The sequence below is a fragment of the Streptomyces sp. NPDC034086 genome (genome assembly GCF_055575515.1).
The window spans coordinates 739,969-763,694 of sequence record NZ_JBVISM010000002.1; the positions used below are offsets into that span (position 1 = coordinate 739,969).

Below are 23,726 nucleotides of genomic sequence, written 5' to 3' on the forward strand. Positions count from 1 at the left end.
TCACAGCCCCGCCCGTCGGCGCGACGAGGCCGGGCGGATGTCGGCGAGCGACTCCACCACCCGGTCCACGATCCCGTACTCCCGGGCCTGTTCGGCCGTGAACCAGCGGTCCCGGTCGCCGTCCCGCGCGATCGTCTCCTCGCTCTGGCCGGTGTGCTCGGCGGTGATCCGCTCGACGGCCTCCTTGGTGAACCGGAGGTTCTCCGCCTGGATCTCGATGTCCGCGGCGGTGCCGCCGATGCCCGCAGAAGGCTGGTGCATCATGATCCGCGCGTTCGGCAGCGCGAACCGCTTGCCGGGCGCCCCCACGGTCAGCAGGAACTGGCCCATGCTCGCCGCGAACCCCATCGCCAGCGTCGAGACGTCGTTCGGGATCAGCCGCATGGTGTCGTAGATGGCCAGGCCCGCGGTGACCGACCCGCCGGGGCTGTTGACGTACAGGCTGATGTCGGAGCGCGGGTCCTCCGCCGACAGGAGCAGCAGCTGCGCGCACACCCGGTTGGCCGACACGTCGTCGACCTGGGTGCCGAGCAGCACGATCCGCTGGGCGAGCAGCTGCGCCGCGAGATGGTCGTCGAAGGGGCTGGCCGGTGTGCCGCCCTCCTCGGCGCGGGGCGGGAGCGTGATGAGTGGCATCGTCTGTTCTCCTTGTCCGGACGCGGAAACCGTCGCCCCCACTCTTGACCCCGCAAGGCCCGCGGACGCGGTTCCTCTGCCCGCCGCAGATTCGCCAGGAGCAGAGGTGACGCCCGGTCACCACCCTTGCGGCTCCGGGCATTCGCCCCCGTCGGCGCTTCACCCCCTGTGGACGCGCCCCATGGACCACAGAGACGTCGGCCGGGCCGTCGCCGCGATGCCGCGCGTCCTCGGTCCGCACGACACGGAGGACCGGACGGGGCCGGCGGGCCGCCGGAGTGGAACTGCCGGACGGCGGCGGCCCCCGTCGCGCATGACCTGCCGGCCCGGCCGTGGGCGCCGGCCGACCGGGACCGGGTCCGCGGCCAGGCGTGTGGCCGAGGTGCTGCCCGGGGGAGCCGCGTCAGTCCCAGGAGTTGAAGAGCAGCCCGCCCAGGGTGTCGATCTCGTACGCGCGGACCTGGCGCCACTCGGCCGGGGAGAGCGCCGAGGTGTCCACGTCACCGAGGCGCGCGGTCAGCGTCCCCGTGCTCAGGACGGTGAACCCCGCGTCGGTGAAGGCCCCGGACCAGGGCGGCGGGGGCAGGAAGCCGTCCCGGTACCAGTCCCGGCGCCGTCCCGCGAAGGCGATCCAGGGGTGGTGCGCGTGGCACAGGACGACGGCCGGTGCCGCCCCGCCGGTCACGCACCCGGTGTGGAAGGTGCGCGGGTACGCCCGGGCCTCCACCTCGCCCACCGTGCCCCCCGCGGCCCGGGCCGCGGCGTACAGGGCCGCGCGGAAGGCGGACAGCCCGGTCTCCGGGAGCGGGCCGTCCTGCGGGCGGACGAAGCCCGTCGCGCCCGGCGGCAGCGAGAACGCCCGCCGCGCCCCGCCGGAGCGTCCCTCCCCGGAGCGCCTCACTCCGGCAGCTGCGCGCGCACGAGCGCGATGTAGCGGTCCCAGTCCCAGTGCGGGCCGGGATCGGTGTGGTCGGCGCCCGGGACCTCGTTGTGCCCCAGGACGTGCTTGCGGTCCGCCGGTATGCCGTACCGCCGGCAGATGTCGGCGGCCAGCCGGGCCGAGGCCGCGTACATGGCGTCCGTGAAGTCCTGGGGGCGGTCGACGAAGCCCACGTGCTCTATTCCGACGCTGCGCTCGTTCATCCGGCGGTTGGCCGCGTGGAAGGCCACGTCCAGCTCGCGCACCATCTGCTCCACATGCCCGTCCTGACGCACGATGTAGTGCGCCGACGCCTTGTGCCACGGGTTCCTGAAGGCGTCCACCGAGGACTCGAAGCCGCCCTGTGTGACATGGACGACGATCCGGTCCACCCGGTAGTCGTCGGGCCGGTCCGCCAGCCGCCAGTTCGCAGGCGAGGCCGCCGTCCAGCTCGCCCCCGCGTGGTCGAGCTCGCCCTCCTTGCGCGGTTTGGACACCCCCGGCAGCAGCCACCGGGCCCGTCCGATCTCGTCCCGGGCCACCACCCCCGCCGCCGCGAGGACTCCCAGGCCGCCCAGGAGCACCGCCCGCCGCGTCCGGCGCGGCCCCTTCTCCGCCTTTTCGCTCATGTGATCCACCCCCCGCAGCCGATAACGCGCCGTGACTCCGTCCGGTTCCCCGTACCCTGGACGGTGCTATGACTGAGAACCTGCCGCGCACCGCCCGCCCCCTCCGCGTCCTGGCCGCCATGTCCGGCGGTGTGGACTCCGCCGTCGCCGCCGCCCGCGCGGTCGAAGCCGGGCACGACGTCACCGGGGTCCATCTGGCGCTCTCCGCGAACCCCCAGTCCTTCCGGACCGGCGCCCGCGGCTGCTGCACCATCGAGGACTCCCGCGACGCCCGCCGCGCGGCCGACGTCATCGGCATCCCCTTCTACTGCTGGGACCTCGCCGACCGCTTCCGCGAGGACGTCGTCGAGGACTTCATCGCCGAGTACGAGGCCGGCCGCACCCCGAACCCGTGCCTGCGCTGCAACGAGAAGATCAAGTTCGCGGCGCTGCTCGACAAGGCCCTCGCCCTCGGCTTCGACGCGGTCTGCACCGGCCACTACGCCACCGTCGTCGAGAAGGCCGACGGCTCCCGCGAGCTGCACCGCGCCTCCGACATGGCCAAGGACCAGTCGTACGTCCTCGGCGTCCTCGACGAGAAGCAGCTGGCCCACGCCCTCTTCCCGCTCGGCGACACGATCACCACCAAGGACGAGATCCGCGCCGAGGCCGAACGGCGCGGCCTGGCCGTCGCGAAGAAGCCCGACAGCCACGACATCTGCTTCATCGCCGACGGCGACACCCAGGGCTTCCTCGCCCAGCGCCTCGGCAGGGCCGAGGGCGACATCGTCGACGAGACCGGGGCGAAGGTCGGCACCCACGAGGGCGCCTTCGGGTTCACCATCGGCCAGCGCAAGGGCCTGCGCATCGGCCACCCGGCACCCGACGGCAAGCCCCGCTACGTCCTCGACATCTCCCCGGTGAACAACACCGTCACCGTCGGCCCCGTCGAGGCCCTCGACGTCACCGCCCTCACCGCGATCCGCCCCCGCTGGTGCGGCTCCACGCCCGCCGCCCCGGGCACCTACACCGCGCAGCTGCGCGCCCACGGCGGCGAGACCGAGGTCTTCGCCGAGGTCGTGGACGGCGAGCTGCGCGTCTCCTTCACCGAGCCGGTCCGCGGCGTGGCCCCCGGCCAGGCGATCGTCCTCTACGACGGCACCCGCGTGGTCGGCTCCGCGACCATCGCCACGACGACGCGCGCGGCCGCCGCCGTCTGACCCCGGCCGCTCAGACCACCGTCAGGACGATCTTGCCGGTGGTCCGGCCGCGCTCGCCGATCTCGTGGGCCTCCGCGGCCCGCGCCAGCGGCAGCACCGTGTCGACCAGCGGCTTGAGCAGGCCCCGGTCCGCCAGGGCCGCGATCTCCTCGAGCCCCTTCAGGTCGGGCTCCACCAGGACCCAGGACGCGCGCACCCCGTCCGCCGCGGCCGGTACGGAGTCCGGGCCCGGGAGCGAGACCAGGTGGCCACCGGGCCTGAGCACCTTCAGCGAGCGCTCGGCGACCTCGCCGCCCAGGGCGTCCAGGACCACGTCCACGCCGGAGACCGCCTCGGTGAAGTCGCCGGTCCGGTAGTCGACCAGCTCGTCGGCGCCCAGCTCGCGCAGCAGGCCGTGCTTGGCCCCGCTGGCCGTGCCGATCACGTACGCCCCGCGCGCCTTCGCGATCTGGACCGCCAGGTGTCCGACCCCGCCCGCCGCCGCGTGCACCAGCACGCGCTGCCCGGCCGTGACCCCGGCGGTGTCGACCAGCGCCTGCCACGCGGTCAGCGCCGCCAGCGGCAGCGCGGCCGCCTCCACGTGCCCGAGGGAGGCGGGCTTGCGGGCGAAGTGCCGGGCCGGGGCGGCAACGTACTCGGCGTAGCCGCCCGCCTGGCGCGGGAAGCTCGGCATGCCGTACACCTCGTCGCCCGGCCGGTACAGCGTCACGCCCGGGCCCACCGCCTCCACGGTGCCCGAGACGTCCCAGCCGACGATCGGCACCTCGCCCCAGGAGATCAGGGCGCCACTGGCCCGGGTCTTCCAGTCGACGGGGTTCACCCCGGCCGCGTGCACCCGGACCAGGATCTCGCCCAGGCCGGGCTCCGGGCGGTCGACCTCCCGCTCGACCAGGGTCTCGGGGCCGCCCCATCCGTTCACGACGATCGCGCGCATCTCTGTCTTCCTCATTCCACGGGATTACGTCCGGTACCGGGCCTTCCCCGGCGACACGTCCCACACTCGGGCATCCCGGCCCCGTCCGGTATTGGCCGGATGGCCAGGGTGTGACAGGATCCGGCCATGGACAGCGTGCGGAAGACGACGGCGCGGGCCCCGGGCGGCGGACGCACCCACCGGGTCGCGGTGCTCGCCCTGCCGGGCGTACCCCCCTTCGAGCTGGGCATCCCCTCCCGCGTCTTCGGCAGCGCCGTGGACGCCGCCGGGCAGCCCCTGTACGAGGTCACCGTCTGCACCGCCGACGGCGGGCCCGTCCTCAGCGACGCCGGGTTCACGGTCCAGCCCGCCGCCGGGCCGGAGGCCCTGGCCGCCGCCGACACCGTGATCCTCCCGCCCACCCACGCCATGCCCGAGCTGGCCCGCGGCGGACCCCTGCCCCCCGAGGTCACCGCCGCCATCGCCGGGATCCGGCCCGGCACCCGGCTCGTCTCCATCTGCACCGGCTCCTACGTGCTCGCCGCCGCCGGGCTCCTCGACGGCCGCCCCGCCACCACCCACTGGAACCTGGCACCCGAGTTCCGCCGGGCCTACCCCCGCGTCCAGGTCGACGAGGAGGTCCTCTTCGTCGACGACGGCGACGTCCTGACCTCCGCCGGCGTCGCCGCCGGCGTCGACCTGTGCCTGCACCTGGTCCGCCGCGACCACGGCACCGCCGTCGCCAACCGGGCCGCCCGCATGTGCGTCGTACCGCCCTGGCGCGACGGCGGACAGGCCCAGTACATCGACCGCCCCGTCCCCGCACCCACGGCCGCCACCACCACCGCCACCCGCGCCTGGGCCCTGGAGCGCCTCGACGAGCCGATCAGCCTCGCCGAACTCGCCGCCCACGCCCGGATGAGCCTGCGCACCTTCACCCGCCGGTTCCGCGACGAAGTCGGCATGACCCCCGTCCAGTGGCTCACCGGACAGCGCCTGGAGGTCGCCCGCCAGCTGCTGGAGTCCAGCGACCTGCCCGTCGACCTGGTCGCGCACCGCTCCGGCTTCGGCTCCGCCAACTCCCTGCGCCAGCACATGCGCACCGCCTTCGGCGTCTCCCCGATGGCCTACCGGCGCACCTTCGGCCCGCACACCATGACCCCGGAGGTAATCGCCACGGCCGACGCCCGCTGACAGCATCGGGGCAACGGCCGGGACCGCCCGGCCGAACGGACCGGGGAGACCGACATGACCGCGTACGCCATCGCCCACCTGCACCGCCCCACCGTCAACGAGGACGTCCTGCGCTACATCGAGGGGATCCAGGCGACCATGGACCCCTTCGGCGGCCGCTTCCTCGTCCACGGCAAGGAGGTCGAGGTCCTCGAAGGCCCCTTCCCCGGCACGGTCGTCGTCATCGGCTTCCCCGACATCGAGCGGGCCCGCGCCTGGTACGCCTCCGACGCCTACCAGGCCATCCTCGCGCTGCGCACCGACCACATCGCCGGCACCGCCGTCCTGGTCGAAGGGGTCCCCGCCGGCTACGACGCCGCCGGACGGGCCCGCGAGCTCCGCGAGACCGCCGGACTCTGAGCCGCCCCGGGGACGCGGCGGACCGCGGCGACGGCGGGGCCCGGGCGGATGCGAGCATGGGCCGTATGGCTACTCACCTGATCACCGGTGCCGGTTCCGGCATCGGCGCCGCCGTCGCCGCCCGCCTGCACGCCCGCGGCGACGACCTCGTCCTGCTCGCCCGCGACGCCGCCCGCGCCCGGCAGCTCGTCGAGCGCTACCCGGGCGCGCGGACCCTCGTGGGCGACCTGGCGGACCCCGACCGGCTGTCGTGGGCGTTCTCCAAGCAGCCGGTGCCCGAACGGATCGACTCCCTGCTCCACATCGCCGGGATCGTCGACCTCGGACCCGTCGGCGACCTGCGCCCCAAGACCTGGCACCAGCAGCTCAACGTCAACCTCATCGCCCCCGCCGAGGTCACCAGACTGCTGCTGCCCACCCTGCGGGCCTCCAAGGCCACCGTCGTCTTCGTGAACTCCGGCGCCGGACTGCACGCCCACGCCGAGTGGGGGGCCTACGCCGCCTCCAAGCACGGCCTGAAGGCCCTCGCCGACGCGCTGCGCGAGGAGGAGAAGGACAACGGCGTGCGCGTCACCTCCGTCTACCCCGGCCGCACCGCCAGCCCCATGCAGGCCAAGGTCCACTCCCAGGAGGGCAAGGAGTACGACCCCGCGCGCTGGATCGACCCCGAGTCCGTGGCGACGACCATCCTGATGGCCGTCGACCTGCCGCGCGACGCCGAGGTCAACGACGTCTCCGTCAGGCCCGGCCGATGACCGCGGGCGCCACCGGCGTCGGCTCCCTCCCGGGCGGCGACGCCCGCGAGGCCGCCAAGACGGTCACCGGCTCCTTCGAGGACTTCCCGTACCTCCCCGAACTGCCCGCCCGCGGACCCGGCGCGGACATGATCGGCCGCTCCCTGGGGCTGCTCGTCGACCTGTACGCCCACGTCGAGCCCAGCGGCTGGCGGATCAGCGACCGCCCCGGCCGCGACACCCGGCGCGCCCGCTCCTGGCTGGGCGAGGACCTCGACGCCCTCGAGGAGTTCACCCAGGGCTACACGGGCCGGCTGAAGGTCCAGGCCGTCGGCCCGTGGACGCTGGCCACCGCGCTCGAACTGCACGGCGGCGAAGCCGTGCTCCAGGACGCCGGAGCCTGCCGCGACCTCGCCGGATCCCTCGCCGAGGGCCTGCGCGACCACCTGGCCGACGTCCGCAGGCGCGTCCCGGGCGCCGAGATCGTGCTCCAGTACGACGAGCCGTCGCTCACCGCCGTCCTGCTCGGCCGGGTGCGCTCCGCCAGCGGCTACCGCACCTACCGGGCCGTCGACCGGCAGGTGGTCGAGAGCACCCTGCGCGACCTCTTCGCCGTGCACGACGGCGAGGTCGTCGTGCACTCCTGCGCGCCCGACGTCCCCTTCGCGCTGCTGCGCCGGGCCGGCGCCGCGGGAGTGTCGTTCGATTTCTCACTGCTCACCGAGCGCGAGGACGACACCATCGGCGAGGCCGTCGAAGGCGGCCTGAAACTCTTCGTCGGAGTGGTGCCGGGCACCGATGCCCCGTTGTCGGACCCGGGCGGTAGCGTCATGGGTGTCAGGAAGCTCTGGCGCAGGCTGGGACTGGCCCCGGGGACTCTCGCCGAGTCCGTCGTGGTCACCCCGTCGTGCGGTCTGGCGGGCGCCTCGCCCGCGTACGCCCGCGCGGTACAGGCCCACTGCGTCAGGGCGGCGAGGTCGCTCGCCGACAACCCTGAGTGACGGTCGAGGACGGGCCACGGGAGGACACGGCATGGCAGCCGAACAGCAGGACACGGCAGTACCGACGGCGGCGCGCGAGCAGCACCAGCTGCTCGCCGAGCAGATCGAGGAGCACCGCTTCCGGTACTACGTGAACGACGCGCCGGTCGTCAGCGACGCCGAGTTCGACCAGCTGCTGCGCTCGCTGGAGGCCCTGGAGGAGCAGTACCCCGAGCTGCGCACGCCCGACTCGCCCACCCAGAAGGTGGCCGGGGCGTACGAGACCGACTTCGCCTCCGTCGTGCACCGCGAGCGGATGCTCTCCCTCGACAACGCCTTCGACGACGAGGAGCTGTCCGCCTGGGCCGACCGGGTGGCCCGGGACGTGAACACCCCGGACTACCACTACCTGTGCGAGCTCAAGGTGGACGGCCTCGCCGTCAACCTCACCTACGAGAACGGCCGCCTCACCCGCGCCGCCACCCGCGGCGACGGCCGCACCGGCGAGGACATCACGCCCAACGTCCGCACCATCGCCGAGATCCCGGACCGCCTGCGCGGCGACCGGATCCCGGCCCTGGTCGAGATCCGCGGCGAGGTCTACTTCCCGATGGAGAAGTTCGAGGAGCTCAACGCCCGGCTCGTCGCGGCTGACGGCAAGCCCTTCGCCAACCCGCGCAACGCGGCGGCCGGCTCGCTGCGCCAGAAGGACCCCAAGGTCACCGCCACCCGCCCGCTGCACATGGTGGTGCACGGCATCGGAGCCCGTGAGGGCCTGGAGATCGAGCGCCAGTCGCAGGCGTACGAGCTGCTGCGCGAGTGGGGCCTGCCCACCGCCCGCCACAACAAGGTCGTCTCCTCCCTGGGCGAGGTCCGCGCGTTCATCGCCCACTTCGGCGAGAACCGGCACTCGGTGGAGCACGAGATCGACGGCGTCGTGGTCAAGCTCGACGAGATCGCCCTCCAGGGACGGCTGGGCTCCACGGCCCGCGCCCCGCGCTGGGCCATCGCCTGGAAGTACGCCCCCGAAGAGGTCAACACCAAGCTCATCGACATCAAGGTGGGCGTCGGGCGCACCGGCCGCGTCACCCCGTACGCCCAGGTGGAGCCGGTGACGGTGGCCGGCTCCGAGGTGGAGTTCGCGACCCTGCACAACCAGGAGGTCGTCAAGGCCAAGGGCGTCCTCATCGGGGACACCGTCGTCCTGCGCAAGGCGGGCGACGTCATCCCCGAGATCCTCGGTCCGGTGGTGGACCTGCGGGACGGCACCGAGCGCGAGTTCGTCATGCCGGCCGAGTGCCCCGTCTGCGGGACGGAGCTGCGCCCGATGAAGGAGGGCGACATCGACGTCCGGTGCCCCAACGCGCAGACCTGCCCCGCGCAGCTGCGCGAGCGGCTCTTCTACCTGGCCGGCCGCCAGAGCCTGGACATCGAGAACTTCGGCATGGTCGCGGCGGCCGCGCTCACCGGCCCCCTGGAGCCCGCCGAGCCGCCGCTGAGGGACGAGGGCGACCTCTTCGACCTCACCATCGAGCAGCTGCTGCCCATCAGGGCGTACGTCCTCGACCAGGACAGCGGCCTGCCCAAGCGGGACCCGAAGACCGGCGAGGAGAAGATCGTCAGGGTCTTCGCCAACCAGAAGGGCGAACCGAAGAAGAACGCCCTGGCCATGCTGGAGAACATCGCCGCCGCCAAGCAGCGCCCGCTGGCCCGCGTCATCAACGGCCTCTCGATCCGGCACGTCGGACCCGTCGCCGCGGAGGCGCTGGCCCGGGAGTTCCGTTCGATCGAGCGCATCGAGCAGGCCTCCCTCGAGGAACTGACCGCCACCGAGGGCGTCGGCGCGATCATCGCCGCCTCCCTCAAGGAGTGGTTCGCCGTCGACTGGCACCAGGAGATCCTGCGCAAGTGGCGGGCGGCGGGCGTCCGCATGGAGGAGGAGGGTTCCGCCGAGGAGGAGGGGCCGCGCCCGCTGGAGGGCCTGACCGTGGTCGTCACCGGCACCCTGCTGAACCACACCCGCGACGGGGCCAAGGAGGCCCTGCAGAGCCGGGGCGCCAAGGTCACCGGCTCGGTGTCGAAGAAGACCTCCTTCGTCGTCGTCGGCGACAACCCCGGTTCGAAGTACGACAAGGCCGTACAGCTGAAGCTCCCCGTCCTCGACGACGCCGGTTTCGAAGTGCTGCTCGCCCAGGGGCCCGACGCCGCCCGCGAGGCGGCGCTCCCGCCGGAGGGCGGCGCAGGCGCAGGCGCAGGCGAGGGCGAGGGCGAAGCCGGACGGTAACCCCCCGGGGGGAGTCGGCCCGGGACCGGCGGAGGCCAACGGATGCGTGGCGGGCGGCCGTACGGGCGGGCGCACGCCCGGCGCGGTCCCCGGTGGTGAACGGCCGGCGGGAGGCCGGCCGGGCCGCCGTGAGCCGTCGGATCATGGCACGAGTGACGGGGGCCCGGTCCAAACTCACCCGTTCGGCGGATACCGTACTGATGAGGATGGCTGGGCCGTATTCGGGCAACCACCGCCGACCGCTGCCCCTGGGAGCCTCTCCCGTCCTACTGTTGTGGGGTGCGCCCGTCGTGCGCGGCTGCCTGATGCGCTTTCAGCCGTGATGACACGACACCGGGGCCATCACGTGACATCGGCATCGCCGGCTGTGAGAGGGACGGGCATGAAACCCACCGAAAGCGCCGACCCGTCACCTGAATTCGGCGGGGACGTCCCGCCCGTGCGGGCGGGCCGGCTCGGTGTCCTGGGTGCCAGGACACCGGAGACCCGCGCCCCCGGCACCGGAGCGGGGGGACCGGGCGAGGAGGGACGGCGCACCACGCTGGCCCTCGCCCTCGTCGGCCTCGCCGCCGTCGTGCTCGCCGCCGGCATCGCCTCCGCGCTGACCGACCGTCAGGCCCTGTTCCCCGGCGGACCGGTGGGATGGGGGCTCGCCCTGCTCACCGGCATCATCGTCGGCCACCTCGTCGCCCTGGGCCGCGACCGCTGGTGGGGCGGCACCGGATCCGGTGCGGCACTCACCCTCGGGGTGCTCATCCTGTACGGCTGGATCCCCGCCGGACTCGTCTCCCTGGCGGTGGTCTCCCTCGTCGGGGCCGCCCGCCGGCAGCGCTGGCGGCAGGGCCTGCTGCACGGCTCCGTCGACATCCTCGGCATCGGCGCGGGCGCCCTCGTACTGGCCGCCTTCGGTGACGCGCCGAGCGTCGAGAGGCCCTGGACACCCCTGGACTGGGACCTCGGGGCCGCCCCCGAGGTCGCCCTCGTCGCCCTCTCCTACCTGCTGGTGACCCGGATCCTGCTGTGGTTCGCGCTCACCCCGCGCGGCGGCGGGCTGCCCACCGTGGCGCGCACGGCCGTCCTGCGCCAGGCCCTGGTCGCCGCCGCCCTGCTGGGCATCACCCCGCTGATCTGCGTGGTCGCCAGCACCCAGCCGGTGCTGCTGCCGCTCTTCGCCGTACCGCTCATCGCCCTCGACTCCACCCTGTGGATCGCCCGGGCCCGCGCCGAGGAGCAGCTGCGCGACCCGCTGACGGGCCTGCCGAACCGGCAGTGGCTGCTGGAGCGGGCCTGGTCCGCGCTGGACGAGGCCGAACGGTCGGGCACCCGGTCGGCCCTCGTGCTGATCGACCTGGACCGCTTCCGCGCCGTCAACGACACCCTCGGCCACCTCGCGGGGGACCGGCTGCTGCTCCAGATCGCCGAGCGGCTGCGCCAGGCGCTCCCGGCCGAGGCGGAGGCGGCCCGGCTCGGCGGCGACGAGTTCGCCGTACTGCTGCCCGCCACCGACTCCACCACCAGCGCCCAGCGGGTCGCCCGCGGCCTCGTCGCCGAACTCAGCTCCCCGCTGGACCTCGACGGACTCACCCTGGTCCTGGAGGCCAGCGCCGGGCTCGCCGTCTTCCCCGACCACGCGCTCGACGCGGAAGGGCTGCTGCGGCGGGCCGACGTGGCCATGTACCAGGCCAAGCGCGACCGCACCGGCGTCGAGGTCTACGAGTCCAAGCGCGACAGCAACACCCCCGACCGGCTCGGCCTCCTCGGCGACCTCCGCCGCGCCCTCGACGCGGGCGAGGTGGAACTGCACTACCAGCCGAAGGTCCGCTTCGACGGACAGGTCGCGGGGCTGGAGGCGCTGGTCCGCTGGGTGCACCCCGAGCGGGGGCGGGTCTCGCCGGACGAGTTCATCGCCATCGCCGAGACCTCCGGGCTGATGCCGCACCTCACCGAGTACGTCCTGGAGACCGCCCTCGCCCAGGTCGCGCGGTGGCGGGCGCAGGGCCTGAAGGTCCCCGTCGCCGTCAACGTCTCGCCGCGCGACGTCCACACCCCCGGCTTCGCGGGAGCCGTCGCCGCCCGGCTGGCCCGCCACGGGGTCCCGGCGAGCGGGCTCCAGCTGGAGATAACGGAACACGTCCTGCTGGAGGACCCGCAGCGGGCGGCCGACACCATGGCCGGGCTCACCGGCCACGGCGTCAAGATGTCCCTCGACGACTTCGGCACCGGCTACTCCTCGCTGGTGCACCTGCGCCGGCTGCCGGTGAGCGAGCTGAAGATCGACCGCTCGTTCGTGGCCCGGCTCGCCGTGGACGCCCAGGACGCGGAGATCGTCCGCTGCACGGTCGACCTCGCGCACTCCCTGGGCCTGCTGGTCGTCGCCGAGGGCGTGGAGGACGACGAGACCTGGGAGCGCCTGCGGGACCTCGGCTGTGACGCGGTACAGGGCTGGCTGGTCGCCGCCGCCATGCCCCCGCAGGAGGCCACCGCCTGGCTCCTGGCCCGCGGGGAGCGCGGCTGGCGCCGGCCGGCCGACATCACGGCGGAGCTGGCCGCCGCGGCCGCGGCCTCCTCGGAGACCCCGGCCCCGTAGCCCGTGCCGCCGGAGCCCGCCCCGCCCGGTCCCGGTGCGGGGCGGCCCCGCGGGGTGGTGCCGCGCGGTCCGGGCCGGGGGCCTCGGCAAACCGTTTAACGGGTCGGGGGCCCGGCCCCATAGGATTGGGACCGAAACCTACACACTCACCACCCCCAGAGGATCGCTGCATGCCTGGCATCACGCGCGAGGAGGTCGCCCACCTCGCTCGGCTGGCACGTCTGGAACTCAAGGCCGAAGAGCTCGACCACTTCGCCGGACAGCTCGACGACATCATCGGCGCGGTCGCCCGCGTATCCGAGGTCGCCGACCAAGACGTCCCGCCGACCTCCCACCCGCTGCCGCTGACGAACGTCATGCGCGCGGACGAGGTCCGTCCCTCGCTCACCCCCGAGCAGGCGCTTTCCGGTGCTCCCGCCCAGGAGCAGCAGCGTTTCAAGGTGCCGCAGATCCTGGGGGAGGACTAATCACCATGGCTGACACCCACATCATCAAGCTCACGGCCGCCCAGACCGCCGAGAAGATCGCCTCCGGCGAACTCACGGCCGTCGAGGTCACCGAGGCCCACCTCGCGCGCATCGAGGCGACGGACGAGAAGGTCCACGCCTTCCTGTACGTCGACCGCGAGGGCGCCCTCGAGCAGGCCCGCGCCGTGGACGCCCGGCGGGCGGCCGGCGAGAAGCTCGGCCCGCTGGCCGGCGTCCCGCTCGCCCTCAAGGACATCTTCACCACCGTCGGGGTCCCGACGACCGTCGGTTCGAAGATCCTCGAAGGCTGGATCCCGCCCTACGACGCCACCCTGACGCGCAAGCTGAAGGAAGCCGGCGTCGTCATCATCGGCAAGACCAACATGGACGAGTTCGCCATGGGGTCCTCCACCGAGAACAGCGCGTACGGCCCCACCGGCAACCCCTGGGACCTCACCCGGATCCCCGGCGGCTCCGGCGGCGGCTCCGCGGCCGCGCTCGCCGCCTTCCAGGCGCCGCTGGCCATCGGCACGGACACCGGCGGCTCCATCCGCCAGCCCGCCGCCGTCACCGGCACCGTCGGCGTGAAGCCCACGTACGGCGGCGTCTCCCGCTACGGCATGGTGGCCTTCTCCTCCTCGCTGGACCAGGGCGGCCCGTGCGCCCGTACGGTCCTGGACGCGGCCCTCCTCCACGAGGTCATCGCCGGCCACGACCCGCTCGACTCCACCTCCATCGACGCCCCGGTCCCGCCGGTCGTCGAGGCCGCCCGCAACGGCTCCGTCGCCGGCATGCGCGTCGGTGTGGTCAAGCAGTTCGCCGGCGAGGGCTACCAGGCCGGTGTCGTCCAGCGCTTCAACGAGTCGGTGGAGCTCCTCAAGGAGCTCGGTGCCGAGATCGTCGAGCTGGACTGCCCGTCCTTCGACCTCGCGATGGCCGCGTACTACCTGATCGCGCCGTCCGAGGCCTCCTCCAACCTGGCCCGCTTCGACGCCATGCGCTACGGCCTGCGCGTCGGCGACGACGGCACCAGGTCCGCCGAGGACGTCACCGCCCTGACCCGTGAGGCCGGCTTCGGCGACGAGGTCAAGCGCCGCATCATCCTCGGTACGTACGCGCTCAGCTCCGGCTACTACGACGCGTACTACGGCTCCGCCCAGAAGGTCCGCACGCTCATCACGAAGGACTTCGAGAAGTCCTTCGAGCAGGTCGACGTGATCGTCTCCCCGACGACCCCGACCACCGCGTTCGCGATCGGCGAGCGCACCGACGACCCGCTGGCGATGTACCTCGCCGACCTGTGCACCATCCCGACCAACCTGGCCGGCAACTCCGCCATGTCGCTGCCCTGCGGCCTGGCACCGGAGGACGGCCTCCCGGTCGGACTGCAGATCATCGCCCCGGCGATGAAGGACGACCGCCTGTACAAGGTCGGTGCCGCCGTCGAGGCAGCCTTCGTCGAGCGCTGGGGCCACCCGCTGCTTGAGGAGGCTCCGTCGCTGTGAGTTCCAGTGCACTGTCCAAGGCCAAGGGCTTCAAGAAGTCCAAGTCCGGCACCTACCTGTCGATCGGCACCACCGCTTTCGGTGCCATCAGCGTGATCAAGCAGGCCCGCAAGGCCCGCTCCGAGAACGACACGCTGAAGCTGGTCGACGCCGTTGTGTCCGCCGCCGCCATCGTCACCGGCCTCGCGATCCTGTACCGCGAGCTGAAGCGCCTCGGCGACGACGACGTCCTGCTGGGCTGAGAGGGAAAGTTTCACCGTGACCACCTTCACCGAACTGCTGTCGTACGAGGACGCCCTCGCGTCGTACGACCCCGTCATGGGCCTCGAGGTCCATGTCGAGCTCGGCACCAGGACCAAGATGTTCTGCGGCTGCTCCACCGAGCTGGGCGCCGAGCCCAACTCGCAGACCTGCCCGACCTGTCTGGGTCTGCCGGGCTCGCTCCCGGTCGTCAACGCGATCGGCGTCGAGTCCGCCGTCAAGATCGGCCTCGCGCTGAACTGCGAGATCGCCGAGTGGTGCCGCTTCGCCCGGAAGAACTACTTCTATCCGGACATGCCGAAGAACTTCCAGACCTCCCAGTACGACGAGCCCATCGCCTTCAACGGCTACCTGGACGTCCAGCTGGAGGACGGCGAGGTCTTCCGCGTGGAGATCGAGCGCGCCCACATGGAGGAGGACACCGGCAAGTCGCTGCACGTCGGCGGCGCCACCGGCCGCATCCACGGCGCGTCCCACTCCCTGCTGGACTACAACCGCGCCGGCATCCCGCTCATCGAGATCGTCACCAAGCCCATCGAGGGCGCCGGAGCGCGCGCCCCCGAGGTCGCCAAGGCGTACGTGGCCGAACTGCGCGAGGTCATCAAGGCGCTCGGCGTCTCCGAGGCCCGCATGGACAAGGGCCAGATGCGCTGCGACGTCAACCTGTCGCTGCGCCCCGGCCCGGAGGCCCCCTTCGGCACCCGCTCGGAGACGAAGAACGTCAACTCGCTGCGCTCCGTCGAGCGCGCGGCCCGCTTCGAGATCCAGCGCCACGCGGCGGTGCTCTCGTCGGGCGGCTCGATCGTGCAGGAGACCCGGCACTTCCACGAGGAGGACGGCTCCACCACGGCCGGCCGCATCAAGGACAACGCCGAGGACTACCGCTACTTCCCCGAGCCGGACCTGGTTCCCGTCGCCCCGGCCCGTGCCTGGGTGGAGGAGCTGCGCGCCGGGCTGCCGGAGATGCCGCGCGTGCGCCGCAACCGGCTCCGCGAGGAGTGGGGCGTCAGCGAGCACGACATGCAGTCCATCCTCAACGCGGGCGCCGTGGACTCCATCGTCGCCACCATCGAGGAGGGCGCCGACTCCGCCGCCGCCCGCAAGTGGTGGATGGGCGAACTGGCCCGCAACGCCAACGAGCAGGGCGTGTCGGTCGACGAGCTGCCGATCACCCCGGCCCAGGTGGCGCGCATCGCGGCCCTGGTCGCGGCCGGCGACCTGAACGACAAGCTGGCCCGGCAGGTCATCGAGGGCGTCCTCGCGGGCGAGGGCACCCCGGACGAGGTCGTCGACAAGCGCGGCCTGAAGGTCGTCTCGGACGAGGGCGCGCTCGGCGCGGCCGTGGACGAGGCCATCGCGGGCAACGCGGCCATCGCCGACAAGATCCGCGGCGGCAAGGTCGCCGCCGTCGGCGCCCTGGTCGGCGCGGTCATGAAGACCACCCGCGGCCAGGCCGACGCGGCCCGCGTCAAGGAACTCATCCTGGAGCGCCTCGGCGTCGAGGGCTGAGAGCCCGGCTCCTGACGGAGGCCCCGCACCGGATCCCCGGTGCGGGGCCTCCGCCGTTCCCGTCCGGGCGGGGGCGTGTCCGGATGTGACGGGGAATCGTCATTGCCGCCATGCGGGGGCCACGTGAGGATGGGGTCATGCCCCCTTCGCACCGGGTCGTCATCGCGGTCTTCCCCGATGTCGACCTCCTCGACGTCACCGGTCCGGCCGAGGTCTTCGCCCTGGCCAACCGGGAGACCGGCGGGCGGGCCGGTTACGAGGTCGTCCTCGCGGGGCCGGACGCCGGACCGGTGCGGACCTCGGCCGGGGTGCGGCTGCTCGCGGACCGCGCCTTCGGTGAGGTCGGCGAGCGGGTGGACACCCTGCTCGTGCCCGGCGCGGTCGACGTGACCGGCGCCGGGCCCGTCGCCCGGATCGACGAAGCCGTCGTGGCGTGGGTGCGGGAGACCGCCCCGCACGCCCGGCGGGTGGCGTCGGTGTGCGTGGGCGCGCACGTGCTGGCGGCGGCCGGGCTGCTGGACGGGCGGACGGCGACCACCCACTGGTCGACCGCCGCCCAGCTGGCGGCCGAACACCCGGAGGTCGTGGTCGATCCCGATCCGATCTTCGTACGCACCGACCACGGCCGGCTGTGGACCGGGGCGGGGATCAGCGCCTGTCTGGACCTGGCGCTGGCCCTCGTCGCCGAGGACCTGGGCGAGCAGACCGCGCTGGCGGTGGCGCGGCAGCTGGTGATGTACCTCAAGCGGCAGGGCGGACAGAGCCAGTTCTCGGTGCCGCTCAGCCGGCCGGCCGCCGGACGGCGGGACATCGACGAGCTGCGCGTGTGGATCGCCGACCACCTCGACGCGGACCTGTCCGCACCGGCCCTCGCGGCCCGGATGTGCCTGAGCGAGCGGCACTTCGCCCGCGTCTTCGCGCAGGAGACCGGGACCAGTCCCGCGGCCTACGTGGAAGCCGCCCGCGTCGAGGCGGCCCGGCGCGTCCTGGAGACCACGGACAGCCCGCTCGACCAGGTCGCGGCGGCCGCCGGTCTCGGCTCGGCGGAGACCCTGCACCGGGCCTTCCGCCGGCAGCTCGCCACGACCCCGGCGGCCTACCGCCGCCGGTTCCGCACCCGGGCCGGCTGACCGGCACCCGTCGGTCCGAGGCGTCGTGGACGCCGGGCTCCGCGGAGTTCGAGCAGTCCGAGGAACAGGGCCCGGGCTCCGCGCTGCCGTCATCCGTCCCCTTCATCCCCCTATGAAAGGTTTTCCGATCGTGAGCACGCACACGAACACCAGCGCCAGCACGAACACCAGCGCGAGCACGGGCACGGCTTCCACGACCCTGCGCACCCTGAGCGGACTGGACGGGCGGCCGCCCCGGCTGGCTGACTCGGCCCTGGTGATGATCGACTTCCAGAACACCTACCGCACGGGCGTGATGGCCCTGGACGGCGCGGAGGAGGCGCTCGCGGAGGGAGCCCGGCTGCTGGAGCGCGCCCGCGCCGCCGGCGCCCCCGTCGTCCACGTCGTCAACGACGGCGGCGAGGGCACCCCGTACGACATCCGTGCCCACATCGGCGCCATCAGCGACGAGGTCGCCCCGGCCGAGGGCGAGCCGGTGGTGGTCAAGCGCTTTCCGAACGCCTTCCACGCCACCGCACTGGAGGAGACCCTGAACGGGCTCGGCTTCGGCGCGGACAGCGGCAAGGACCTGGTGCTGGCCGGGTTCATGACGCACATGTGCGTCACCTTCACCGCCGAGGGCGCCTTCCACCTGGGCTACCGGCCCACGGTGGTCGCCGGGGCCACCGCCACCCGCGCCCTGACCGCCCCGGACGGCACCCTCGTGCCCGCGCGGGCTCTCCGGACGGCCGCGCTGACCACGGTCACCGACCTCTTCGGCCTGGTGGTGCCGGGGGCGGACGACCTTCCGTAGCGACCGCGACGGGAGGCCCCGAGCACCCGGCGCAACGGGCCTCCCCGGTGGCGCGGTTCCTCAGCGGGCGTCCGGCGCGCGGAGGAAGGCCAGGCGGGCCGGCTTCGCCGGGAGGCGGACCTCGGGCAGGTCGATCTCCGGCAGTACGACCTCGGGGCCGAGCACGAACCCGGTCCGCTCCAGCAGTCCGATGGCCTTGGCGTTGCGGGCGTCCGGCTCGGCGACGACGCGCCGGGCGGCGGGGTCGGAGAACACGTACCCGATGAAGGCCGTCATCAGGGCCCCGGTGAAACCGTGCCGGACGGGCCCCTGGCTGGGGGCGATCAACAGGTGCACGCCGACGTCCCCGGGCCGGACCTCGTAGCACTCGCCGACCCGGTCCTCGGCGCAGTCGTACGTCTGGAAGAGCGCGACCGGCTCGCCGTCGCGGGCGACCATGAACGCGTGGTGGGTGGTGCGGCGGTCGATGTCCTCGTAGATCTCCTGGACCAGTTCGCGGCCGGCGCCGCCCATGCCCCAGAAGCGCGCCCGCTCCTCGGTGACCCAGCGGTGGATCAGCGCGGAGTCGGCGGCGGGGTCGACGGGGGTGAGGGTGACCGTCCCGAAGCCCTCGACGTGCTGGGTGTGGACGGGCTGACGGGTGGAGGCGGGGGCGGAGCCGGTGTTCATGCGGATTCCTTGGTGAGGCGGGACCAGTCGGTGACGACGGGTACGAGTGCGCAGCGTGCCCAGAGGGGCAGCTGGTCGCGGTGGTGGGGGGAGCCGGGGACGCCGTCCGCGCCCAGCGGGACCGCCCACAGGCTGTCCTCGCGGCGTGCCAGGTCCCAGACGTAGCGCGCGGCCGAGGCGCGGGCGGCACGGTCGGTGAAACCGGGTACGGAGGACGTGGCGTTGACGCAGTCGTGGTCGCCGCCCAGCCCCGGCCACTCGGCGTCCGGGTCCGGCAGCGCCGACCAGGGGGCGAGGACGTGGGACCGGCCCCAGGGGGTCTCGGGGACGGCGGCGGCCGTCTCCTCCAGGGCCGCGCGCACGTGCGCGGCGCGGTCGAGCCCGGGGAGGAGGGTGGTGGTCAACAGCCCCTCCAGCGCGTAACCGACGCGGGGCAGGAGGTGCAGCCAGGGGTGGAAGACCTCCGGTCCGGAGGGGGCCGGTGCCAGGCCGGCGAAGACGGGGTCGGCGGTGAAACGGCGTACGGTCGCGGCGCGGAAGGCCGCGAAGACGGCGGCGTCGGTGCTGTCGGCGTCCATGCGCCGGTCCCAGGCGAGGAGCCGTTCGCGGAGCCGGCGGGCCCCGGGGGAGAGGCCGTCCAGGGCCGGCAGCAGCGCCAGCAGCGGTGCGGCGGAGGCCAGGTAGGTGTCACCGTGCACGCCGGCCATGGCCTCCGGGGACCAGTCCGCCGAGCCGCTGAGCAGCTCCCGGATGCGGTCGGCGCGGTGCGGCGGCGCGAACTCCACACCGAGGGGGGAGGCGATCCCGCGCGCGTTCGCCATCACCGCGAAGCCCTGTACCGGTTCGGCGGGGGCGGGCGCCCAGCCCCGCCAGGCGTGCCGGGCGTCCCAGGCGGGCACCGGCCGGAGCCGGTTGGCGCCGTCGCGCAACGGCACGGCCCCCGCGACGCGGTGCAGCAGGCCGCCCTCGGAGTCGGCGGCGTGGACGACGTTGACCGGCTCGGCCCAGCCGTCGAGGGCGCGGTCGACGTCGGCGACGGTGCGGGCGCGCAGCAGGGCGGGCAGCGCGGCGAAGCCGAGGTCCCGGCGGACGCGGGGCGGGTAGCGCAGGGAGAGGGCGTCGGCGCCGTCGGGGACCAGGCCGGGGGCGTCCTCGCGGACGACGACCGGCCCGCGCGCGGTCTCCAGGACCTCCACCTCGACGTCGGCGGCGCCGGCCACGGAGAGGGTCTCGGTGTGGCGGGCGACCGGCTCCCACGTGCCGTCGGGGCCCAGCGCCTCCAGGCCGTCGCCGGCGGGCCGCAGCCGTTCGGCGTAGAGGTCCTGGTAGTCGGCCATGGCGTTGGTGATGGCCCAGGCGACGCCGCCGGTGTGGCCGAAGTGGGCGAGGCCGGGGACGCCGGGGACGGCGAGGCCGAGCACGTCGTACTCGGGGCAGGAGATGCGTATCTGCTGGTAGACGCCCGGGTCCTCGATGAACCGGTGCGGGTCGCCCGCGATGATCGCCGCGCCGGTGGCGGTCCGGTCGCCGGGGACCAGCCAGCCGTTGCTGCCGGCGGTGCCGGGCCCGTCCGTCGCGAAGAGGGTGGCGGCGCCCTCGCCGAGGGCGCGGGCGACGCGCTCGCGCCAGAGCTTGGTGGCGAATCCCGCGAAGAGGACGTGGGTGGCGATCCAGACGGACAGCGGGACCCAGGGCTCCCAGGGGACCGGTGTGTGACCGGTGCGGGCGAAGCGGTCGTCCCGGGCGGCGCCCTCGGCGAGCCCGGAGTTGACGCCGTCGACGTAGGCGCCGAGCCAGGCGGCGGTCGCGGGGTCGAGTGCCTCGTGGCAGCGCCGGGCGGTGTCGTCGAGGCGGGCCTGGCGGGCGAAGCGGTCCCAGGCGACGCAGTCGGCGCCGAGGAACGCGGCGCTGGAACCCTGCGCGCGGTGGCGTTCGACCTCGAGCTGCCAGGCCCGGTCGAGGGCGGTGACGCGGCCCTGTGCGTAGGAGAGGCGGATCGGGTCGGAGGCCCGCAGGTGCGGGATGCCCCAGCTGTCGCGGTAGACCTCGTGGGCCCCTGTAGTCACACTGCTCACACTCTTCCCCGGGTTCCTTAGGTTAGGCTGGCCTAACTATAAGGGCGGGGAGAAGGGGACGGGCATGGCGGTCGGCAAGGGCTGGGAGGGCGTGGTCCTCAAACTGCTGCGCGGCAAGGACTTCACCTTCACGGTCACGGGGGCGGAGGACGTCACGGAGCACTTCCGCAGGGTCCGCTTCGACGACGGCGGGCTGCTGGCGGCCGTCGGCGACTCCCTGCACCCGACCATGTGGGTCCGGGTCTGGTTCCCGGGCGGCGGCCGTCCGCACCAGCGGGCCTACACCCTGGTGGACCCCGATCCGGCCACCGGCACCTTCGCCTTCGAGTTCGCCCTGCACGACGGGCGGGCCAGCCGGTGGGCGCGCTCGGCCGCGCCGGGGGACACCCTGGAGGCGACCGTCCAGGGCACCGGCTTCACGGCGCCGGACCCCGAGCCGCAGCGGCTCCTGGTGATCGGCGACCCGGCCTCCCTCCCGGCCGTCAACTCCCTCCTGGACGCCTACCCGCACACCCCGGCCACCCTCTGGCTCGAGACCCAGCACGCCTCCGACGCGCGGCTGCCCGTACGCGCCGACGCGGGCCGGCACGACGTCCGGCGGGTGGCGCGGGGCGGTTCGGCGCTGGCCGGGCGGGTGAGGGCCGAACTGCCGGAGCTGCTGGGCCCGGACCGGGCCTCCGCGTACGTCTGGCTGGCCTGCGACACGGCGACCACCCGGAGCCTGACGGCGTACCTGAGGAAGGACCTGGGCCTGCCGAAGCAGCGCGTGAACAGCCTGGGGTACTGGCGCGCGGACTGAGGCCCGCGACTACGCCCCGACCGTGCCGTCGACGGCCTCGCGGAGGAGGTCGGCGTGGCCGTTGTGGCGGGCGTACTCGTGGATCATGTGCAGCATCACGAGGCGCAGCGAGGCCTCCTGCTCCCACGTGGTGACGTACGCCGTCACCTCCAGGGACCCGGCGGCCGCCTCGACGGCACGGGAGTGCTCCACCTCCGCCTCCCAGGCGGCGAACGCCTCGGCGCGGGTGGCCCCTTCGGCGTCGTACGCGGCCTGGAAGTCATGGTCGTCGGACCACAGGTGGGGGACGTCCGCGCCCCCGATCGTGCGCCGGAACCACTGGCGTTCCACCTCGGCCATGTGCCGGACCAGGCCCAGCAGCGACAGGGCGGAGGGCGGTGAGGCCCGGCGGCGCAGCTCCTCGTCACCGAGGCCCTCGCACTTCAGGGCGAGGGTGGCCCGGTGGTAGTCCAGGTAGGCGCGCAGGGTCTCGCGCTCCCCGCCGGTCAGGGGCGGCCCGACGCGTTCTGTGTTCGGCATGCACTGATCCTCTCCCGCCGCCGGGCCCGCGGGGAAGGCCCCCGCCCGGCGGCGCACGCTCCGCGAGGCGCCCCGGAAGCGGCGCGGGGGCGGGACGGGGCGGCACGCGGCCGGGGTCAGGCTCCGTCACCCCGCCACACGTACGGGGTCGTCACGCCGAGGACGCCGAAGCCCAGGCGTTCCAGGATCGGGCGGCTGTCGTCCGAGGCGTCCACCTGGAGGTAGGGGATGTCCCGGGCGGCCGCCACGCGCGCGCGGTGGGCCACCAGCAGGCGGTAGACGCCGCGGCCGCGCCACCGCGGGTCCGTGCCGCCGCCCCACAGGCCGGCGAAGGCGCAGCCCGGCCGCATCTCCATCCGCGCCGCGCTGACCGGGACGTCCCCGGCCATCGCCACGACGGCCTCGATGGTGTCCGGTTCGTCCCGCAGCCGGCTGAGCACCTGCTCCCGGATCCGGGGCCGCTCGGTGCCGAAGGCCCGGTGGTGGACCGCCATCATCAGGTCCACCCCGGCCTCGTCCGTCACCACCCGCAGGGTGATCCCCTCCGGCGGCTCCACCGGCAGGGCGGCCAGCTCGGCCGTCCGCCCCACCAGCAGGGTCTCCGGCGGCTCCGGTACGAACCCCGCCGCGCGCAGCCGGTCCCCGAGGTCGGCCGGGCGGTCGTGGGAGTACAGCTTCCACTCGAACTCCGGACCGCCCCCGGCCTCCCCGCGCGCCGCGAAGTGCGCCACCTGCGCCGCGATCTCCGCGTCCGCCGTGTCCCCGTCGAGGTCCGACCAGAGCACGCCGTTCCAGCCGGGCCCGGGCACGGTCTGGCGTACGACCGCGCCCACCCGCTCCACCCGCGCGTGCGGGGCGTCGGGCCGCGCGTCGCGCCGCATCTGCGCGTCGTAGCGGTCGCGCACCGCCATCAGTTCATCGGAGTTCATCTTCATGGGATGAGCTGACCAGTGCCGGGGCGGGCGTACAACTGCATTAACCTCGGCCCGTGAACGACGACTCCGCCATCTACACCGGCAAGGCCACCCCCGACGCCGCCGCCGACCGGGGCTGGCTCCTCGGCCACTTCAAGAGCGCCGGCGATCCCCGCCACAGCGAGGACGTCGAGATCAAGTGGGGGGTCCATCCCAAGGGGGACGAACGCGAGCGGTGGGTGACCGGCGAACGGCGCACCGCCCTCCAGGTGCTGATCAGCGGCCGGTTCCGGCTGGAGTTCCCCGGCCGCACCGTGGTCCTCGCCGAGCAGGGGGACTACGTGGTCTGGGGGCGCGGGGTCGACCACTCCTGGTACGCCGAGGAGGACACGGTGGTCCTCACCGTGCGCTGGCCCTCGCTCCCCGGCTACCGGGCCGACGAGCCGTCCACCCCCGAGCGCCACTGACCGGGGTCCCGCACCTCCCCCGGTCTGTGACGATGCACACGAAACCAGCCAACGATCACGAAAGGCTGGAATCGTGTCGATCCAGGTGTATACCACCCTGGCCGCGACGGGACTGCGCGGCCGAACCTTCACAAGTTCACGCGT

At 73.8% G+C, this 23,726-nt stretch carries 23 protein-coding genes; 15 read left to right on the forward strand and 8 right to left on the reverse strand.

Features of this window, described 5'->3' with window-relative positions; genetic code table 11:
- From ACZ514_RS08795 to ACZ514_RS08805, 3 genes are all read right to left on the reverse strand, one after another.
- Nucleotides 1–636, reverse strand: a complete 636-nt coding sequence (locus ACZ514_RS08795) for a ClpP family protease (protein ID WP_468166459.1) — start codon at nt 634–636, stop codon at nt 1–3.
- 403 nt (nt 637–1,039) lie between these two features.
- Nucleotides 1,040–1,537: a hypothetical protein gene (locus ACZ514_RS08800; protein WP_469124402.1), complete on the reverse strand. Its 498-nt coding sequence runs from the start codon at nt 1,535–1,537 to the stop codon at nt 1,040–1,042.
- Nucleotides 1,534–2,184: an N-acetylmuramoyl-L-alanine amidase gene (locus ACZ514_RS08805; protein WP_469124403.1), complete on the reverse strand. Its 651-nt coding sequence runs from the start codon at nt 2,182–2,184 to the stop codon at nt 1,534–1,536. The genes ACZ514_RS08800 and ACZ514_RS08805 overlap by 4 nt, the downstream gene beginning before the upstream one ends.
- Nucleotides 2,185–2,252: 68 nt before the next feature.
- Here ACZ514_RS08805 and mnmA point away from each other — a divergent pair, with 68 nt between their 5' ends.
- A complete protein-coding gene (gene mnmA, locus ACZ514_RS08810) occupies nt 2,253–3,383 on the forward strand; it encodes a tRNA 2-thiouridine(34) synthase MnmA (RefSeq protein ID WP_468166465.1) in 1,131 nt (376 codons plus the stop codon).
- 10 nt (nt 3,384–3,393) lie between these two features.
- Here mnmA and ACZ514_RS08815 read toward each other — a convergent pair whose 3' ends face one another.
- A complete protein-coding gene (locus ACZ514_RS08815; RefSeq protein ID WP_469124404.1) occupies nt 3,394–4,332 on the reverse strand; it encodes an NADP-dependent oxidoreductase in 939 nt (312 codons plus the stop codon).
- A gap of 111 nt (nt 4,333–4,443) precedes the next feature.
- Here ACZ514_RS08815 and ACZ514_RS08820 point away from each other — a divergent pair, with 111 nt between their 5' ends.
- The 12 genes from ACZ514_RS08820 (at nt 4,444) to ACZ514_RS08875 (ending at nt 18,139) form a co-directional block, all read left to right on the forward strand.
- Nucleotides 4,444–5,490, forward strand: a complete 1,047-nt coding sequence (locus ACZ514_RS08820) for a GlxA family transcriptional regulator (RefSeq protein ID WP_468166469.1) — start codon at nt 4,444–4,446, stop codon at nt 5,488–5,490.
- Between the two features lie 54 nt (nt 5,491–5,544).
- On the forward strand, nt 5,545–5,889 hold the full coding sequence (locus ACZ514_RS08825) for a DUF1330 domain-containing protein (protein WP_468166472.1): 345 nt from the start codon (nt 5,545–5,547) through the stop codon (nt 5,887–5,889).
- Between the two features lie 65 nt (nt 5,890–5,954).
- The gene (locus ACZ514_RS08830) at nt 5,955–6,644 is read left to right on the forward strand and encodes an SDR family oxidoreductase (protein ID WP_469124405.1); all 690 of its coding nucleotides are present in this window, start codon (nt 5,955–5,957) and stop codon (nt 6,642–6,644) included.
- On the forward strand, nt 6,641–7,624 hold the full coding sequence (locus ACZ514_RS08835) for a methionine synthase (protein WP_469124406.1): 984 nt from the start codon (nt 6,641–6,643) through the stop codon (nt 7,622–7,624). The genes ACZ514_RS08830 and ACZ514_RS08835 overlap by 4 nt, the downstream gene beginning before the upstream one ends.
- 31 nt (nt 7,625–7,655) lie before the next feature.
- Nucleotides 7,656–9,887, forward strand: a complete 2,232-nt coding sequence (gene ligA / locus ACZ514_RS08840) for an NAD-dependent DNA ligase LigA (RefSeq protein WP_469124407.1) — start codon at nt 7,656–7,658, stop codon at nt 9,885–9,887.
- A 382-nt stretch (nt 9,888–10,269) separates the two neighbouring features.
- The gene (locus tag ACZ514_RS08845; protein WP_468695800.1) at nt 10,270–12,474 is read left to right on the forward strand and encodes a putative bifunctional diguanylate cyclase/phosphodiesterase; all 2,205 of its coding nucleotides are present in this window, start codon (nt 10,270–10,272) and stop codon (nt 12,472–12,474) included.
- Nucleotides 12,475–12,644: 170 nt separating this feature from the next.
- Nucleotides 12,645–12,941 (forward strand): Asp-tRNA(Asn)/Glu-tRNA(Gln) amidotransferase subunit GatC, encoded by a 297-nt coding sequence (gatC, locus tag ACZ514_RS08850; RefSeq protein WP_010984178.1) that lies wholly within the window; start codon nt 12,645–12,647, stop codon nt 12,939–12,941.
- A 5-nt stretch (nt 12,942–12,946) separates the two neighbouring features.
- Nucleotides 12,947–14,446 carry an Asp-tRNA(Asn)/Glu-tRNA(Gln) amidotransferase subunit GatA gene (gatA, locus tag ACZ514_RS08855; RefSeq protein ID WP_468166482.1) on the forward strand — a complete coding sequence of 500 codons (1,500 nt, stop codon included), beginning with the start codon at nt 12,947–12,949 and terminating at the stop codon, nt 14,444–14,446.
- The gene (locus tag ACZ514_RS08860) at nt 14,443–14,688 is read left to right on the forward strand and encodes a hypothetical protein (RefSeq protein ID WP_468166485.1); all 246 of its coding nucleotides are present in this window, start codon (nt 14,443–14,445) and stop codon (nt 14,686–14,688) included. The genes gatA and ACZ514_RS08860 overlap by 4 nt, the downstream gene beginning before the upstream one ends.
- A 16-nt stretch (nt 14,689–14,704) precedes the next feature.
- Entirely contained in the window at nt 14,705–16,216 is a 1,512-nt protein-coding gene (gatB, locus tag ACZ514_RS08865) for an Asp-tRNA(Asn)/Glu-tRNA(Gln) amidotransferase subunit GatB (RefSeq protein WP_468166487.1), read from the forward strand.
- Between the two features lie 137 nt (nt 16,217–16,353).
- Nucleotides 16,354–17,346 (forward strand): GlxA family transcriptional regulator, encoded by a 993-nt coding sequence (locus ACZ514_RS08870; protein ID WP_469124408.1) that lies wholly within the window; start codon nt 16,354–16,356, stop codon nt 17,344–17,346.
- A 130-nt stretch (nt 17,347–17,476) separates the two neighbouring features.
- Nucleotides 17,477–18,139, forward strand: coding sequence for a cysteine hydrolase family protein (locus tag ACZ514_RS08875; protein WP_469124409.1), 663 nt, complete (start codon nt 17,477–17,479; stop codon nt 18,137–18,139).
- A gap of 60 nt (nt 18,140–18,199) precedes the next feature.
- On the opposite strand, the gene ACZ514_RS08880 is transcribed toward ACZ514_RS08875, so the two are convergent.
- Both ACZ514_RS08880 and ACZ514_RS08885 read right to left on the reverse strand, forming a co-directional pair.
- Nucleotides 18,200–18,808: a GNAT family N-acetyltransferase gene (locus ACZ514_RS08880; protein WP_469124410.1), complete on the reverse strand. Its 609-nt coding sequence runs from the start codon at nt 18,806–18,808 to the stop codon at nt 18,200–18,202.
- Nucleotides 18,805–20,874, reverse strand: coding sequence for a penicillin acylase family protein (locus tag ACZ514_RS08885; protein ID WP_469124411.1), 2,070 nt, complete (start codon nt 20,872–20,874; stop codon nt 18,805–18,807). The genes ACZ514_RS08880 and ACZ514_RS08885 overlap by 4 nt, the downstream gene beginning before the upstream one ends.
- A 73-nt stretch (nt 20,875–20,947) precedes the next feature.
- Between ACZ514_RS08885 and ACZ514_RS08890 the strand changes: the two genes are divergently transcribed.
- Nucleotides 20,948–21,682, forward strand: coding sequence for a siderophore-interacting protein (locus ACZ514_RS08890; RefSeq protein WP_469124412.1), 735 nt, complete (start codon nt 20,948–20,950; stop codon nt 21,680–21,682).
- A gap of 9 nt (nt 21,683–21,691) precedes the next feature.
- Here ACZ514_RS08890 and ACZ514_RS08895 read toward each other — a convergent pair whose 3' ends face one another.
- A complete protein-coding gene (locus ACZ514_RS08895; protein ID WP_468166500.1) occupies nt 21,692–22,201 on the reverse strand; it encodes a DinB family protein in 510 nt (169 codons plus the stop codon).
- A 116-nt stretch (nt 22,202–22,317) separates the two neighbouring features.
- Nucleotides 22,318–23,130 carry a GNAT family N-acetyltransferase gene (locus tag ACZ514_RS08900; protein WP_469124485.1) on the reverse strand — a complete coding sequence of 271 codons (813 nt, stop codon included), beginning with the start codon at nt 23,128–23,130 and terminating at the stop codon, nt 22,318–22,320.
- A gap of 59 nt (nt 23,131–23,189) precedes the next feature.
- Here ACZ514_RS08900 and ACZ514_RS08905 point away from each other — a divergent pair, with 59 nt between their 5' ends.
- Nucleotides 23,190–23,582, forward strand: coding sequence for a cupin domain-containing protein (locus ACZ514_RS08905; RefSeq protein ID WP_468695784.1), 393 nt, complete (start codon nt 23,190–23,192; stop codon nt 23,580–23,582).
- Nucleotides 23,583–23,726: the final 144 nt, after the last annotated feature.